General features: G+C 39.0%; 14 protein-coding genes and 2 pseudogenes. 13 read left to right on the forward strand and 3 right to left on the reverse strand.

All coding sequences use genetic code 11. From position 1 onward, the window contains the following. The 3 genes and pseudogenes from uca to C9E88_RS08000 all read left to right on the forward strand — a co-directional run. A complete protein-coding gene (uca, locus tag C9E88_RS07990; RefSeq protein ID WP_106984420.1) occupies positions 1-3,606 on the forward strand; it encodes an urea carboxylase in 3,606 nt (1,201 codons plus the stop codon). 188 nt (positions 3,607-3,794) lie between these two features. Next, on the forward strand, positions 3,795-4,718 hold the full coding sequence (locus C9E88_RS07995) for an Abi family protein (protein ID WP_106984419.1): 924 nt from the start codon (positions 3,795-3,797) through the stop codon (positions 4,716-4,718). 44 nt (positions 4,719-4,762) lie between these two features. Further along, positions 4,763-4,906: pseudogene (locus tag C9E88_RS08000) on the forward strand (biotin/lipoyl-containing protein); the annotation flags it as partial. A 39-nt stretch (positions 4,907-4,945) separates the two neighbouring features. On the opposite strand, the gene C9E88_RS08005 reads toward C9E88_RS08000, so the two are convergent. After that, on the reverse strand, positions 4,946-6,112 hold the full coding sequence (locus C9E88_RS08005) for a HEPN/Toprim-associated domain-containing protein (protein ID WP_106984417.1): 1,167 nt from the start codon (positions 6,110-6,112) through the stop codon (positions 4,946-4,948). A 213-nt stretch (positions 6,113-6,325) separates the two neighbouring features. Here C9E88_RS08005 and C9E88_RS17795 point away from each other — a divergent pair, with 213 nt between their 5' ends. The 3 genes from C9E88_RS17795 to C9E88_RS08020 all read left to right on the forward strand — a co-directional run bounded on the left by C9E88_RS17795 (position 6,326) and on the right by C9E88_RS08020 (position 8,769). Further along, complete coding sequence (locus tag C9E88_RS17795) at positions 6,326-6,532, forward strand: hypothetical protein (protein WP_227865902.1); 207 nt, start codon at positions 6,326-6,328, stop codon at positions 6,530-6,532. Positions 6,533-6,821: 289 nt separating this feature from the next. Then, positions 6,822-7,901: an amidohydrolase family protein gene (locus C9E88_RS08015; RefSeq protein WP_106984416.1), complete on the forward strand. Its 1,080-nt coding sequence runs from the start codon at positions 6,822-6,824 to the stop codon at positions 7,899-7,901. 28 nt (positions 7,902-7,929) lie between these two features. Beyond that, positions 7,930-8,769: an SDR family NAD(P)-dependent oxidoreductase gene (locus tag C9E88_RS08020; protein WP_106984415.1), complete on the forward strand. Its 840-nt coding sequence runs from the start codon at positions 7,930-7,932 to the stop codon at positions 8,767-8,769. 219 nt (positions 8,770-8,988) lie between these two features. Here the strand turns inward: C9E88_RS08020 and C9E88_RS08025 are convergent, their stop codons facing one another. Next, positions 8,989-9,369, reverse strand: coding sequence for a winged helix-turn-helix transcriptional regulator (locus tag C9E88_RS08025; protein ID WP_202981942.1), 381 nt, complete (start codon positions 9,367-9,369; stop codon positions 8,989-8,991). A gap of 128 nt (positions 9,370-9,497) precedes the next feature. On the opposite strand from C9E88_RS08025, the pseudogene C9E88_RS17800 reads away from it, so the two are divergent. Both C9E88_RS17800 and C9E88_RS17805 read left to right on the forward strand, forming a co-directional pair. Beyond that, a pseudogene (locus C9E88_RS17800) lies at positions 9,498-10,129 on the forward strand (NAD(P)H-binding protein); the annotation flags it as partial. A gap of 126 nt (positions 10,130-10,255) precedes the next feature. After that, a complete protein-coding gene (locus C9E88_RS17805) occupies positions 10,256-10,858 on the forward strand; it encodes a nitroreductase family protein (RefSeq protein WP_227865934.1) in 603 nt (200 codons plus the stop codon). Between the two features lie 121 nt (positions 10,859-10,979). On the opposite strand, the gene C9E88_RS08040 is transcribed toward C9E88_RS17805, so the two are convergent. Further along, positions 10,980-12,056: a zinc-binding metallopeptidase family protein gene (locus tag C9E88_RS08040; protein WP_106984412.1), complete on the reverse strand. Its 1,077-nt coding sequence runs from the start codon at positions 12,054-12,056 to the stop codon at positions 10,980-10,982. Positions 12,057-12,429: 373 nt separating this feature from the next. Here C9E88_RS08040 and C9E88_RS17810 point away from each other — a divergent pair, with 373 nt between their 5' ends. The 5 genes from C9E88_RS17810 to C9E88_RS08060 all read left to right on the forward strand — a co-directional run bounded on the left by C9E88_RS17810 (position 12,430) and on the right by C9E88_RS08060 (position 15,887). Beyond that, a complete protein-coding gene (locus C9E88_RS17810; protein ID WP_227865904.1) occupies positions 12,430-12,552 on the forward strand; it encodes a hypothetical protein in 123 nt (40 codons plus the stop codon). A gap of 4 nt (positions 12,553-12,556) precedes the next feature. After that, complete coding sequence (locus tag C9E88_RS08045) at positions 12,557-12,994, forward strand: CopG family ribbon-helix-helix protein (RefSeq protein WP_106984411.1); 438 nt, start codon at positions 12,557-12,559, stop codon at positions 12,992-12,994. A 15-nt stretch (positions 12,995-13,009) separates the two neighbouring features. Further along, on the forward strand, positions 13,010-13,210 hold the full coding sequence (locus tag C9E88_RS08050) for a hypothetical protein (RefSeq protein ID WP_106984410.1): 201 nt from the start codon (positions 13,010-13,012) through the stop codon (positions 13,208-13,210). Next, positions 13,207-14,229, forward strand: coding sequence for an ABC transporter substrate-binding protein (locus C9E88_RS08055; protein WP_106984409.1), 1,023 nt, complete (start codon positions 13,207-13,209; stop codon positions 14,227-14,229). The genes C9E88_RS08050 and C9E88_RS08055 overlap by 4 nt, the downstream gene beginning before the upstream one ends. 263 nt (positions 14,230-14,492) lie before the next feature. Further along, complete coding sequence (locus C9E88_RS08060; protein ID WP_106984408.1) at positions 14,493-15,887, forward strand: methylenetetrahydrofolate reductase C-terminal domain-containing protein; 1,395 nt, start codon at positions 14,493-14,495, stop codon at positions 15,885-15,887. Positions 15,888-16,324 lie beyond the last annotated feature (437 nt).

Here is a 16,324-nt window from a genome sequence, read left to right on the forward strand (position 1 = left end):
ATGTTCAATAAAGTCCTCATTGCCAACCGTGGTGCAATTGCTTGCCGTGTGATCCGTACACTGAAAAAATTAGGCATTCAGTCCGTTGCAGTGTATTCAGAAGCAGACCGTGATTCTTTGCATGTGACCTTGGCGGATGAAGCTGTATTTATTGGCGATAGTCCTGCCAGCCAAAGCTATTTAAATGTCGATAAAATTTTAGAAGTCGCAAAACAAACAGGTGCTGAAGCGATTCATCCGGGCTATGGTTTCTTGTCTGAAAATGCTGAATTTTGTGATCTCTGTGAAGCGCAAGGCATTGTATTTTTAGGGCCAAATTCGGCGCAAATGAAATCCTTTGGCTTAAAACATACCGCACGTGAACTCGCGATTCAAGCCAATGTACCACTTCTTCCGGGCAGTCAGCTTTTGGCTGATGAAGCCGAAGCACTGCTTGAAGCCAATCGTATTGGTTATCCTGTGATGCTGAAAAGTACCGCGGGCGGTGGCGGTATTGGTATGCGTTTGGTGTGGAATGAAGAAGAGCTGAAAGATGCTTATTCTACAGTGTCATATCTTGCCCAAGCCAACTTTAAAGACGCAGGTTTATATTTAGAGAAATTTGTACAGAATGCCCGTCATATCGAAGTGCAGATTTTTGGTGATGGTAATGGCTTAATCTTGGCACTTGGCGAGCGTGATTGTTCGGTACAACGTCGTAACCAAAAAGTGGTGGAAGAAACCCCAGCACCACATATCAATGATGAGCAACGTGCCTATATTCAATCGGTTGCGATTGGGCTGATGCAGTCGGTGAGTTACCGCTCGGCAGGCACAGTTGAATTTGTGATGGATACCGACACGCAAGAATTCTACTTCTTAGAAGTGAATACCCGCCTGCAAGTCGAACATGGCGTGACGGAACAAGTCTTTGGTGTAGACCTTGTGGAATGGATGGTGACTCTCGGTAGTGGGGATTGGATTGCACCAACAGCACCACTTGAATCGAAAGGTCATTCGATTCAAGTACGTTTATATGCTGAAGACCCTATCAAGAACTTCCAGCCAAGTGCAGGTTTACTTACACATGTCGAGTTTGATAGCCATGCCCGTAATGAAACGTGGGTGGAAACGGGTTCTAATGTCTCATCATTTTATGACCCGATGATTGCTAAAATTATTGTGACTTCGGGCGATCGTGACTCTGCAATCGTTGCAATGACCGCAACACTCGCGAAAACATCGGTTGCAGGCATCGAAACTAATCTTGAATATCTACAAAATATTATCGACTGTGATGTATTTAAAGCCGGTACGCAAACCACACGATTCTTAAATACATTCGAGTGGAAAACTCAAAAAATTGAAGTGTTGCAATCAGGCATTCAAACTTCTGTGCAAGATGTCACAGGTCGTTTGGGCTATTGGGATGTGGGTGTGCCACCATCAGGTGCGATTGATCCGCTGTCACTTAATGTTGCGAATCAATTGTTAGGCAATGCATATAACACGGCAGGGCTTGAATGTACTTTGCAAGGACCAAGCTTAAAATTCCACTGTGATAGCCAAATTGTATTGGCGGGTGGTGATATGCCATCAACCCTTGATGGTGTGGCTGTGCCAATGTGGCAAACTGTGAATGTGCGTAAAGGTCAGATTCTAAAATGTGGAAAAATCGCCACAGGTTGTCGTACTTATATCGGGATTAAAGGTGGTTTGAATGTGCCTGAATATTTAGGTTCACAAGCGACCTTTACCCTTGGTCAGTTTGGTGGTCATGCCGGTCGTAATTTATTGATTGGCGATATGTTGCCGATCACTATATTTACATCGGATGAAGTGAAAGCCTTAGCGCCTGAACAAGTGCCAACGTTTAGTCATGAATGGGAAATTGCGGTGATGTACGGCCCGCATGGTGCACCAGACTTCTTCACTAAAAAAGACATTGATACCTTCTTTGCCAATACTTTTGAGATTCACTTTAACTCAAGCCGTACAGGTATTCGTTTGATTGGTCCAAAACCTGAATGGGCACGTGAGGATGGTGGTGAAGCAGGTTTGCATCCATCCAATATTCATGACAATGCATACGCGATTGGTGCGATTGATTTCACGGGCGATATGCCGATTATCTTGGGTCCAGATGGTCCAAGTTTAGGAGGCTTTGTTTGTCCTGCGGTGATTGTCAGCTATGAACTGTGGAAAGTCGGACAGCTTAAAGCCGGCGATAAAGTGAAATTTGTGCCGATTTCGTATGATCAAGCGCAGGTATTTAATCAAAAATACAGCGCAGGATTTAAAGACACTGAGCTTGCACAAGTTGATTTTTCTGCAAGTTTTAGCGCAGAAATGGATACCTTAGATGATGCAATTTTAGCAACCCAAGCAGGTGAAAATGGTGCGCCTGATGTAGTGTATCGTCCTGCGGGTAATAGCTACATGCTGGTAGAATATGGCGAATTGGTTTTAGATCTAAACCTGCGTTTCCGTATTCATGCATTGATGCAATGGGTGAAAGATCAAAACATTGCAGGGATTATTGACCTTACACCGGGCATTCGTTCGCTACAAATCCATTTTGATTCTTTGGTTTTAGATCAAAAAGCTTTGTTGGCATTATTACAACAAGCAGAAAGCGAATTGCCAGATGTGACGGAAATGGAAGTGCCATCACGTACGGTGTATTTACCGCTGGCATGGGAAGATTCGCAAACGCAATTGGCAACAGAACGCTATATGCAAACTGTACGCCCAGATGCGCCATGGTGTCCTGACAATGTTGAGTTTATCCGCCGTATCAATGGTTTAAAATCTAAACAAGCCGTTAAAGATGTGGTGTATAGCACCAATTATTTAGTGATGGGCTTGGGTGATGTGTACTTAGGCGCACCTGTAGCCACACCGCTTGATCCACGCCATCGCCTCGTGACCACCAAATATAACCCTGCACGTACGTGGACGCCTGAAAATGCCGTGGGTATTGGCGGTGCGTATATGTGTGTCTATGGCATGGAAGGCCCCGGTGGTTATCAGTTTGTCGGTCGTACCACGCAAATGTGGTCTCGTTACCGTAAAAACCCTGACTTTGAACAAGGTATGCCGTGGTTATTGCGCTTCTTTGACCAAATTAAGTTTTATGAAGTCTCTGAGTCTGAGCTTATGCAAATGCGTGAGGACTTTAAAGCAGGCCGCTTAAAACTGCGTGTGGAAGAAGGCATACTGAACCTGAAAGAATATAACGAATTCCTGACTGAAAATGCAGAATCTATTTCTGCGTTTAAGTCTGTGCAACAAGCCAATTTTGATGAAGAACGCCGCCGTTGGCATGAAGCAGGACTTGCAGAGTATGTTTCTGAAAGTTTGGATGCGGTGACTGATGATAGTGATATTCAAATTCCAGAAGGTGGTTGTGCGGTAGAATCTCACATGCCGGGAAGTATTTGGAAAATTGAATGTAAATCGGGTGATATTGTGGAAGAAGGTGCAACCTTAGCGGTAATTGAAGCGATGAAAATTGAGATTCCAATTATTGCACCTGAGCGCATGATAGTTTCGGAAATTACCATTGAAAAAGGGCAGACGGTGAAAACAGGGCAGGTGTTGTTTACGTTGTCGCCAGTGGCATAAAAAATCCTCCTTAACCCTCCTTTGAAAATGGAGGCAATTTTAAGACCGTCCATAAGGGCGGTTTTTGATTAGTGCTTGCTTATAACGACAATTGTCGATATGATAAATTTAATACAGCCGCCACGCTTAGTTCTTCTTTGGAAGTCCGCGCAACCTTGGCGGTTTTTTATGCTCAAATACAATGAATTATGCTGAAAACCTATAATAAAAATCCACTATCTTATACGGAACAGGTCAATCACCTGAAAGCCAAGGGAATGATTATTCATAATCAAGCTTGGGCTGAAACTGTACTTTCGAAATATGGTTATTATCGATTGAGTGCATATTGGCATCCTGATCGAATTTATATCGATGGTCAAATTACCGATCATTTTAGGTCAGGAACATATTTAGAAAAAGTTGTTCAAATTTATGAGTTTGATACAGAATTAAGATTACATATTTTTAGTGCAATTGAAGTCATAGAAACTTTCTTACGTACAAAAATCACTTATTTTATGGCTCATCAATATGGTGCATTTGGTGTGTATTGTGAGGGAAATTTTCATCCAAAATTTAACCATAAGGTATTTATTAAAAATTGTGACAAAGAGGTTGAACGATCTAAAGATACGTTTATTCAGCATTTTGAACAGAATTATAAGGGTTATCCACACATTCCAATATGGATGCTGACCGAAGTTTTAAGCTTAGGTTCTTTATCATTTTTATATCATGGATTGGAAAATAACCAAAAATTAAATAAAGAAGATAAAAAAACCATTTCACAGCATTTTAATATTCATCATGAGAAGTTAGCCGATTGGCTACATATATTAACTTATGTGCGAAATGTTTGTGCCCACCATGGACGGCTTTGGAATAGAGAGTTGGCCATTAAAGCGAAATTGGATAAAGATGAAAATTGGCAGTCACCTATCACACCAACCAATAAACGCATTTTTTATGTATTGCTCATATTAAAAACGATGTTACGCCCAACAGGTTTTGACGCAGAGTGGTGTAGTCAAATGAATACTATACTTAAACCGATTTTAAGGGATGAACATTGGCGTATGGCAATGGGGTTTCCAAATCATTGGGAAAACCATCCGGTTTGGAGTCTTTAAAGAAGTTTATTGAATAAACGATAATAAATAAAAAAACTTCTCTGGCAACTTTAGTCGTGATTGAAGTGATGAAGATTGAGATCCCGATTATTGCGTCTGAACGTATGATGGCTTCTGAAATTACCATTGAAAAAGGGCAGACGGTGAAAACGGGGCAGGTGTTGTTTACCTTGGCACCAGTAGCTTGATGAGATAGTAATAAAAAGACCGTCCGTAGGGCGGTTTTTTTAATCATCAAGTAAATTATGAACGATCTGTTGATCAATATTTTTAATAAAATTCGAAATACATGTTAGGTATATTTCCAAAGATTCAGTGGTTATTTGTATTTTTTCACCAGATAAATTTTTACCATTTCTGTGAACAATATCGTGGCGTATAGAAATGATTTTTCGCAATTCATTAATGTCATTTTCTTCAAAGTTGCAACAAAGTATATGTTTGTATAACCCTTTGACTAAATCTATATTATGAAATGATAACTTATCTATCTCTTTTGAAATTTTTTCATCTAAGTTATCTAAAATCTCAAATAACTGATCAGGTCTAATTTTTTCTTTATTATTAAAATTATCGTAATTTTTAACATATCTTCTTTTAATACTTTCTTTATCTAGTACCTGTCTTTTAAATGTATCAAAGAGATAAGCTTCCATAGCTGAAACAGCATTTCCAATGAGCATATTGTTGAACAAGGGGTTGTTTATTTGTAATTTTTTGATTTCATATAAATCTAAAATTGATTTTTCAAAGGTTTCATAAACATAGGTTTTCTGTTTTTGTATTTGGGCTATATCATGAAAATCCTCTATCCAACCACCATGATACAAGTCAGTAAGGTCTACTTCACAAAAACCGTTGTAGTTTTCTAAATCCATTAAAATGATTGCAAAACTTTCTAGCTCTGAGCAGGGGAAAACAGAGGATGAACTACTATTCAATCCTATATCAAAATCTAAGATTAATTCTCTCAAGGAATGGGCTAATTCATAAGTGGTCTTATCATCCTGAAATTTTTTATTTTCCTTATCTAATAGAAAAGGAACAAGGCTTAAACACTTCTCAAAGTTTATTTTCTGTATCAAATTAAGTTGTTGCTGGGCACGTTCTCTCAATTCTAGGAAATTAATATCCCTTACAATTTTTTTTAAATATTCAATCCAAGTAATTTTTAAACTTTCAAAATCATTTTTTGCATATTCAATATTGTAACCAGCTAATTCAAGTCTAATTTTTAGTGTATTCAGATCAACTTTATATCCAATAAAACTAATTTCACCATCTTTATCAAGTGTACGAATCCTATCATTTTTGTGAAAAAACCATTCATAAAAATAATTTTTAGACCGTGTAAGTTCATAGTTATTGATAGTTGTAGATGAATAACTTCCCATTTCTTAATTTTCTGAATTAACCCATGTTTTTGTTAATATAAAACTAATTCAGCATTTTATCAAAACGCCAGTAAAAAGATTTTTAATTTTACTAGCACTTTTAGTTATTGTTTACATATCTAAGACATCGACTAATATGAACAATTTTATCTATTCGCTTTTTATTGCAAGCGATTAAGATTTCAGTGAAAACTAAAAGAGATTTTTTTAATTATGGCTAAAAAATTACAAGAACTTTTAGATGCTCGTAGCTCTGAAAGTCAAAACCGAATTTTGGAAGATGCAAAAATAATTTTGAAAGACTATCTTGCGGACGATTTACATTTAAAACAGCTAGCAGAAGAAACTAAAAGTGAAAAAGCTAGAAAAATCATTTTAGACGATCTGGAAGATCAAGCTCACAAAAACTATGCTAGCTAAAAGTTAGATAAGCTAAATCGGCAAATTGCAGAACAGTTTATTCGTAAGCTCGAAACCATCTTAGACAGTACTCGAATACCCAAGTACAAACTCAGATCGGCAGGCTACTGCTTAGTGTTTCAATTGATTGAAGATCGTATCGAAGTCTTAGCTTTACTAAGTTCTTCACTATGAATTTCATACATGGAATACCATTAAAATAAATCATTTCATTCATATAGCACTATCCATTACGCTAAATACAACTTATGTATTTCCCGTTACAAGCTCAAAGCATGGATAGAACAATATGAGCCAAATTAATTTCGCGATCGTCGATCCGCATATTCACCAATGGGACCCATATACCACACCGCATACAGCAGGACGCCTCGTAAAATTACTGGGTAAACACCCCAAACTTATGTATGCGTTGATTCATGCGGTAAAGCCTAAACCGTTATTAGAAACCGTCGGCCACCCAGAACATATATTAAAACCGTATTTACCACATGATTATAAAAAAGATTGCGGGAACTATATGGTGGAAGCCGTGGCGCATATAGAAGCCAGTTGGCATCATCACAAAGGATTTGGTGTGGTGGAAGAAACCCAGTGGATCAAACAGCTGCCATTCCATACACAACAGTTAAAACTTGGCGCTATCGTTGCCACGGCCGATCCGCGCGACCGTAAATTTAAAAAAATCTTAGAGGCACATCAGCAGGCCAGTCCGTTATTTCGCGGTATTCGAAAAATGGCATCCTGGCACCCCGATGCTGGAATTCACCGCTGGTGTGATCAGTCGAATTTATATACGCAGAAATCATTCTTAAAAGGCTTCGAACATCTGGCGGATATGCAGCTCAGTTTTGATGCATGGGGTTATGCAAACCAAATAAATGATATCAAAAGCTTAGCGCAAAATTTCCCAAATACACCGATTATGCTTGACCACTTGGCAACACCTGTAGGGCTGTTTGGAAAAGTCGGGAAATCCACGGGATACAAACCTTCACAGCGGAAGGCTATTTTTCAGCAATGGAAAGATGACATTAGCCATTTGGCAGAGCAGAAAAATGTACATGCCAAAATTTCAGGCTTAATGATGCCAGTGCTAGGTCATGGTTATTTTCGGGCTAAGCGGACAGCAACTGTCAATGAAATGGTCGAGCTATTAAGTCCTATGATTGAACATGCTGTGGCAGTGTTTGGTACATATCGGATTGTATATGCATCAAATTATCCCATGGATAAACCCAATGCCAAACTGACCGATTTGATAAAAGCATATATACACATGCTGTCGCCTTATGGGGCAGAAAATTTGCAAAAAATGATGCGGGATAATGCCATCGCATTTTATAAGATGGATTTAAAAAAGACTTAAATACATATGGTTAATGGTGAATATAGAAATGAAAAATTTTAAAGATAAAGTTGCAGCCATTACGGGTGCAGGCTCTGGCATTGGGCAGCAATTGGCATTGCAGCTGGCTGCGCAAGGCTGTCATTTAGCTTTGTCAGATATGAATGAACAAGGCTTGGCAGAAACTTTAGCCTTACTTAAGCAATATCCAGTTGAAGTCAGCTTGTCACGTGTAGATGTGGCCAATAAAGATCAGGTGTATGCATGGGCTGAAGAAAGCTTTCAGCGTTTTGGCCGTATCAATTTGATATTTAACAATGCAGGCGTTGCTTTGGCCAGCAGTGTAGAAGGTATGACTTACGATGAAATGGAGTGGATCTTCAATATCAATTTTTGGGGCGTGGTATATGGCACCAAAGCCTTTTTACCGTATTTAAAACAAAGCGGTGAAGGGCATATCATCAATACTTCAAGCCTCTTTGGCCTTACGGCGCAGCCAACACAGAGCGCATACAATGCAACAAAATTTGCGGTTCGCGGTTTTACCGAAGCGCTGAGACAAGAGCTGGATATTGAAGCTTGTAATGTGAGTGCAACTTGTGTGCATCCGGGCGGTATCCGTACCAATATCGCCAACAATGCTAAAATGAGTGACAGTATCCGCTCACTAGGCTTAAACCCTGAAAAGGCCAGCCGTTCATTTAATAAAGTTTTAAAAACACCGCCAGAAGACGCTGCCAAAGTGATTTTAAAAGCGGTTCAGCACAATCAGGCGCGTGTATTAATTGGTAATGATGCAAAAATATTAGATTTAATTCAGCGCATTGCGCCTACACGTTATGCGCAGGCTATGAATTATTTAACCCGCAAAAAAACCAAGCGCAAATAGCAATTCAATTTAAGATCAAAGATTATGATTAGACTGCTTTGAAAGCGGTCTTTTTTCTTCATTCATTTAAAGGAATCAAATCCAATTTTAAAAAATAATAGCACTGGAAAATAATCGTATATTGAAAGACTTAGAGTTAAATATTATTCATTAATTTATAATTTTAGCTTAAAGATTGAACTTTATAACTTAGTGGGATGTGAGCTTGGGATGCTCATATTATAGTTGGAGATGGTCTCTATGTTCTTGCCCCCAAACCGCCATTTGCACCATTAATTTTTCAAGCTTACGACCCGATTCCGTTAAATCATACATTGTCGTCATTCGGCCTGATTCGGGGTCAATACTTTCAATTTTATGTATTACATTATTTAGTTCTAATTCTTTCAGTTCTTTCGAAATCATCCTTGGCGTGATGCCTTGTAGCAGACGTTCAATTTCATTAAAACGTCGTGGTTGCTTAATCATAGTCGCCACAATAGCCAGTTTCCATTTACCATTGATCACATTCATGGCATTTTTCAGCGCCACAATAAACTTCACATTACATTGATCGGCTTCGCTCAAGGTATCCGCATCTTTGGTCATAAAATCACTCATAAACAAATCCTATCTTGCGCTCAATCTAAGAGGATTTCCCATAATAATCACTATACAACAGTATAGTGAACTTAAATTTTGCCTGCCGTATAACTTTATACAACGAAACAAGAAATATAGGACAGCAGATGATTTTAGTCACAGGTGCCACAGGAAACTTAGGACAAAGCGCCGTTAAACAATTACAGCAACATTTACCTTTAAATGAATTTTCTGTTTTGGCCAGAAGCCAAAACAAGGCACAGCAATATTTGAATCAAGGGATGAAAGTGATCTATGGCGATTTTGATCAGCCACAAACTTTAGAGGAAGCTTTTCGAGGCATAAAAAAACTGTTGCTGATTTCAACAATGGAGCAAAACCGATTTGAACAGCATAAAAATGTTATTGATGCTGCAAAAAAGCAGGCGTAAAACACATATTTTATACCAGCTTGGCAATTCAAAATATTGAAACTTCTGCGGTTAAAGATTTGATGATTAGTCATTTTCAAACCGAGGACTATCTTAAAGCGAGCGGTTTGAAATACACCATTTTACGTAACAGCATGTACGCAGAAGCCATTCCGCAAATTATTGGTGAACAGGCGATTGCAACAGGTTTAGCTTTGGCAGGCGGAGCAGGCAAAGTGCCTTATGCATTACGTGCAGAATTTGGTGAAGCTGCTGCAAATGCATTAATGCAGGATGGGCATGAAAATAAAATCTACTCGCTGGTGGGTAGTCGTACGTACAGCTATCAGGATATTGCAGATTTGCTGTCAGAAATTTCAAAGCAAAAAGTGAATTATCAAAATTTAGATGATGCTAGTTATCGAGATATGTTGCATAGCATCGGTTTGCCAGACTTTATAGTTTATTTAACGCATGGCACGGTTGCAGACGTTATGCAACCAAGCAAATGGACGGGTGAAAAGCTCGATCAAGCCGATGTTGATTTAATATTAGAAGCTGCACGTTTAGCGCCAACTTCTGCTGGTTTACAGCCATATCATATTATTTCAATTAGCAATCAAGCACTGAAAGAGCAAATTTCACCTGTTGCGTTGAATCAACCGCAAATTACTCAGTCTTCACATCTATTGGTCTTTACTGCATGGGATAGCATTCCAGATGAACGAATTGACGAGCGTTATAATTCAATGAATACAGAGCGCAACTTACCGCTTGATACCACAATGGATGTGGTGCAAAACCTAAAAAATCTATTTGCTGGTTTTACTGAGGAGCAGCAATATCACCATACTGCAAAGCAAGCACATATTGGCTTTGGTGTGGCCATTGCAGCGGCTGCTGAATTGGGTATTGATGCAACGCCTATGGAGGGCTTTGATAAAGAAGGTTTAGATGAGTTACTAGGCTTAAAAGAAAAAGGACTTAAATCTGTTGTGCTATTGGCTTTAGGGCGCCGTAATCCTGAAAAAGACTGGTTACTCGGTTTGAAAAAATTCCGCATATCGCGTGATGAGTTTGTAACGGATATTCATTAAGTACAGTGGTAATAACAAAGCCCCATAGTGGGGCTTTGTTATTTGCTTCATTCATTTCTGCATTTGCCAAATATTGCTAAATACATATTTGTTAAATGTGGTAGCAACTTGTGACTGTCGCCTAAGCCTGATTTTTAAGTGTCATATTGAGCAGTTTATGATGAATAAACCGCAATTTATCCAATACCGGATTTGACAGCGTAAACGGATATGCATCATCTAAGCCCATGCTGCGGTTTAATGCATTTAAATTAAAAGTTAATGTCATCCAATGTTGTAGCAAAAGGTCAAAATCCTGCGCGCCAATTGGATTTTCTTTAAGTTCTAAATTGTTTAAATCTGATTTATTGGTTTTAACCACTAAGCCAGCATAGTAGGCTGTTTCTAAAGTATCCATCATGTGTAAATAATGTGCCCAAGTTTCTGCCCAATCTTCCCATGGATGCGTACTGGCATAAGAGCTTACATAAAAATCGGCCCAGTTTTGTGGTGCGCCATCGTTATAATGGCGTTTAAGCGCTTCGTTGTAATCTTGACGCTCATCACCAAATAGTTCACGGAATTCGTCTATTAACTCTGGGTGTAAGTGTTGCATTAAGTCAAAATAATAATGACCACTTTCATGGCGGAAATGTCCCAGAAGCGTACGGTAGTTTTCACCCATTTTGACCCGTGTTGTTTCACGGTAAATCACATCTGCTTCACTCGCATTGAGTGTAATCACACCTTGAGCGTGTCCGGTCATCACCGGGAAATCTGCTTGTGGCATCAAAAAATCAAATCTGAGACCAAAGCGATCGTTATCGGATCGTTTAGGGCGAGGCATGATATTTAAACGTTGCATTAAATATAAGAAACGACGTTTGGCATGTTCTAGACGTGCCCAATAGACAAGATGATCTGGATTGTCTAAGGAGGGAATGGTATGTGTAAGCAGGCAAGATTCACAGTAAATTTCACTACTTTCGGCAGGAATAACCCAGTTACAGACTTGATGGTGCTGATAGTTATAGCAAGGTTTGAAGCGTTTACCTGCAATAGATGGATTGAGTGCAAGCCAAAGTGTGTCGCTGTGCTTCGTAAAACCACACATTTCTTTTTCTGAGGCACTATAACCTAAGGTTGTTTTGCAATTTACGCAGTGCGAGTTGGCAAAAAACACCTGATTGCCACAAGTAGTACATGCAAAATACTTCATAAATAACTGCCGTCCTCATGATATGACCTAAAGCGAAGTACAAGCGATCTACTTGATATTTTTACATAATCAAAAGTGTACGACAGCAGTATTTTGTCAGCTTAGCGTGAACAGCAAGCTAAAAAATTGACGGGATTTACTCTAGCTGTATTCCGATACTATTTACTTGCCTGAAATCATGCACAGCTTTGGCAGTATGCACAGCAAAAATGTTAACTAAGCCCTAAGTTTGCGCATACGCATTAAAACTGCGCAATTATTCATCAATTAAAGACAAAAAACAGCCATTACAAGAATAAAAAACTTGGCATGTATTCTGCATTTAATCGGGTATTACGAAAAATAATTTTGGTAATACCAAAAGGAGCAGCGCATGAAAAATACGTATCTACGCTTAATGATCAAAATACTGCCGTTATTCAAGCAATTTATGGTGGAACTGTTCAGTGCACGTGCAGGGTTATATATCAAGCAAAATCAGGCTGATAAAGGATAAGGTAATGCCTAAACAAAAGCTGGCACGTATCAGCATTACTGTGCCACAAAATACGGTAGATGCTTTAGATCAAAAGATTGTGGATCAGCATTATGAAAGCCGTTCACAAGCCATTGTAGACATGATCAATAAGCATTTGATTGCAGATCAAGAGCAACGCAATGAAGTAATGGTTGGCACATTTACCTTGCTGTATGACGCCAGTGTTACGGCGCTACGTATTCAGCTTTTGGATTTACAGCAGCAGTTTTTAGAGCAAGTGGTGAGTTCGCTGCATATTCAGCTGGATGATCATAAAATTTTAGAAGTCATGATTTTGCAAGGTCTAAGCACTGAGCTAAAAGCCATTAGTCAACATTTTATTGCCTTAAAAGGTGTTACCAAAGGGCATCTGGAATTGATGAATGCAGTTATGCCGCCAATTCCGCAAAACGAAAAATAATAAAGGAGTTTAAAAATGGGCCAATTCAATCATTCACATAGCAAAGCAGGCACGCTAACCCTACAGGAAAATCAGCAAAGCAACGGGAGTGCCAAACCTAATGCATTTAAAGGCGCAAATGACCTAGCAAAATTGGGTCATTCACAATTTACACAACCGTTTTTAAGTACCAATACAAAATTTAACTGCAATGCAATTGGGGCAATCACACTATGATGAAAACAGCTTTTTTATCGACGTCTATACTGAGCGTCATACTACTTGCGGGTTGTGATAACACGGCGAAAGTGCCAGAACCACAAAATAAAACCGAAACAACTGCTGTCACAAAGCCCATTACGATTGGCTACAGTGATTGGCCTGGCTTTGTTGCTTGGCAAGTTGCGATTGAAAAAGGTTGGCTCAAAGAAGCTGGTGTAAATGTAGATTTTAAATGGTTTGATTATTCAGCCTCACTGTCAGCTTTTGCTGCCAACCAGTTGGATGCTGTTTTGGTGACCAATGGAGATAACTTAGTCACAGGCTCGGGTGGTACCAAAGGCGTTATGATTATGGCGACAGATTATTCTGCTGGAAATGATGTCATTATTGCAAAACCTGGTATTGAGTCGATTGCTGATCTGAAAGGCAAAAGCGTAGCAACTGAAAAAGGCTTGGTCGATCATTTGCTTTTAGCCACAGCTTTAGAAGATGCCAAGGTTAAGGCATCTGATATTAAATTGATCAATACTATGACCAATGAATTACCTCAAGTATTCGCCAGTCCAGATATTGCAGCCATTGCAGTATGGCAACCTGTTGCAAATCAGGCATTGAAAGCAGTTGCGGGTTCAAAAATCATCTACAGCTCTAAAGATAAGCCCGGCCTGATTTATGACACTTTGACGGTCAATATGACGCATTTATCTGCCAACAAAGAAGAATGGAAAAAAATCATTCAAGTATGGGATAAAACAGTTAAATATATTAATGATCCAGCAACACATGCAGATGCAGTTAAAATTATGTCCACCCGTGTAGGTGTAGAACCTGCACAATATGAACAATTTATTGGTGGTACACATTTATTAGATTTAGATGCCAATAAAAAAGTATTTACCAAAGGTGAAGGCTTTGACTCCTTGTACGGGTCGAGCTATCACGTAAATAAATTCAATGTTACCAATGGCATTTATAAAACTGAAATGGATGTAGATGGCTCGATTTATCCAGCCTTGGTGCAAGAGCTAAAATAATTGCATTTTGGATCTGATATTTAAGTATTTTCTATTCAAAGCTCTACAGATGTAGGGCTTTTGATTATTTTTGAAATGGTGAGCTTATACGACTAGTTCTAAATATAAAAATTTGACTCTAAAATGATATAGGCCCGTACATTACTCAAAATGTATATTGATTTAAAGCCTTTAGTTAAATTATAAAAAAGTAATATGAATAGTTGTGAGCATAGAACTATAATAGCGAGCTTCTAAATATTTCTATTTTATTTTACTGTTTTATGTCTTTGCTCTCTTCCTATTTTCAGCAAAACCAGTTTTGTATTTTGGTGGAATATCTCACGTCGTTGAATGAGATTTTTCCAGTAAAAAAGCAATTCGCAGGCTATCCCGCCGTAATGACTTTAGCTGACCGTGTGCATTCAGATCATGATACGTCACCGCTTGAAGCCAGTAAATTGTATCCACAAGACCTAGAAAAAGTATTGCATTTTGCTGGTAAAGGCAGAGATATTCATGATTTTGAAAACTTTTTAAAGCAAGCACGAAAGGCAGATATTCAAAATTTACTCTTACTGACAGGTGATAAGTTAAAAGAGCACAGCAACGGAGAAAACGGCACAGCGCGTAGCCGATATTTAGAGTCGGTCAATGCGGTCATGGCTGCCAAAAAAGCAGGCGGTTTTTGTATTGGTGTTGCCTTTAATCCGTTCAAATATACCGAAGCTGAACGTGATGCACAGTATTTAAAACTGCATAAAAAAATAAAAGCTGGCGCAGACTTTATTATTACCCAATTGGGCTACGACATTCAGGCGCTCAAGCAAGCAAAGGCATTTTTAACACAGCATCACTATAGTCAAAAAATTCTTGCCTGCGTAATGCCACTTAGTTTGGCGCGGGCTAAATTTATGCTGAAGAATCAAGTGGCAGGTATAGTTATTACGCCATATATGCTCAAGGTTTTAGAGGAAGAAAAACAAGCAGGGCTTTCAGAACGGGTGTATTTGCGCTGTGCTTTGCAGATACTCATCTGTAAACAATTAGGTTTTGCGGGTGTTGATTTATCTGCATGCCATAAACCTGCAGAGCAGGCACTGCTGGAAAGCTATATAGAGCAATATCGACATTTAAATTTGGATGCACTTGAGAAATTGTGGAATGAACTTTGGCAGATACACACTGGCGCAGAGTTTCAGCCTGAATTGAGCTATTTTTCCCGTCCGCCATCATCCAGACAGCTTTTTAAATATCATCAATTGCATTTAATGCATGATGCGTTGTTTGATTCAAAGCTTGGCAAAGGTGTAGGGCGTTTTATTTTTAAAGCGCAAATTTGGCAAAAAGCCACGGCTGCAAAAACTTTGTTAAAAACTGAATACATCAGTAAACATGGTGTTGTAGGCTGTGAAAGCTGTGGACAATGCCGTTTGGGCGATACTTTGTATATTTGCCCAGAAACATGCCCCAAAGGCCTCGCCAATGGGCCATGTGGTGGCACAAGTTTAGACCGCTGTGAATTTGGTGACCGCGAATGCATTCATTCTGTGAAAGCGCGCCTTGCCAAAGCAGTGCAGCAAACACAAGTATTGAAAGAAAAGCTGATACCCACTGTACCTATTGAGGTTCGTGGCACTAGTTCTTGGAAAAATTGGTATTTAGCGGCAGAAGCTTAATAACTGATGTTACGCACTGAGTATGGATTTAATTTACCAATGACGAAAATATAGGCTTGCTCTTTGGAGTCTTACATCAAAAGTTTAAATTTAGGGAATAGCCACTGCGTCTTGCGCTTCGTTAAAGCCTTGCTTTAACTTGCTCAGGCTCGAAGTACTTTTGTTTCGGCAAAATGAGCAGTGAAACTGCGCAAGGAAACCATCTTGCGGAGCGTTACTCCTCACCGACAGAACTCGTTCACTTTCATCAAAATAACCAATAAATCACAGAAACCTTATCAATTAGATGTAGTCCTGTCTCAAACAATTGCGGATGACGTTTTCGTGTATCAATTTTTATTACAAAGTTTAAAATTTATAAATGTTACTGCGTAACATCAATTCATAAAAGGAATTAATCTCCTTCATCCATCGCATTGGAATAAAACTTCACCCCT

Origin of the sequence: Acinetobacter cumulans, from assembly GCF_003024525.3 — a bacterium.
Taxonomy (GTDB): domain Bacteria; phylum Pseudomonadota; class Gammaproteobacteria; order Pseudomonadales; family Moraxellaceae; genus Acinetobacter; species Acinetobacter cumulans.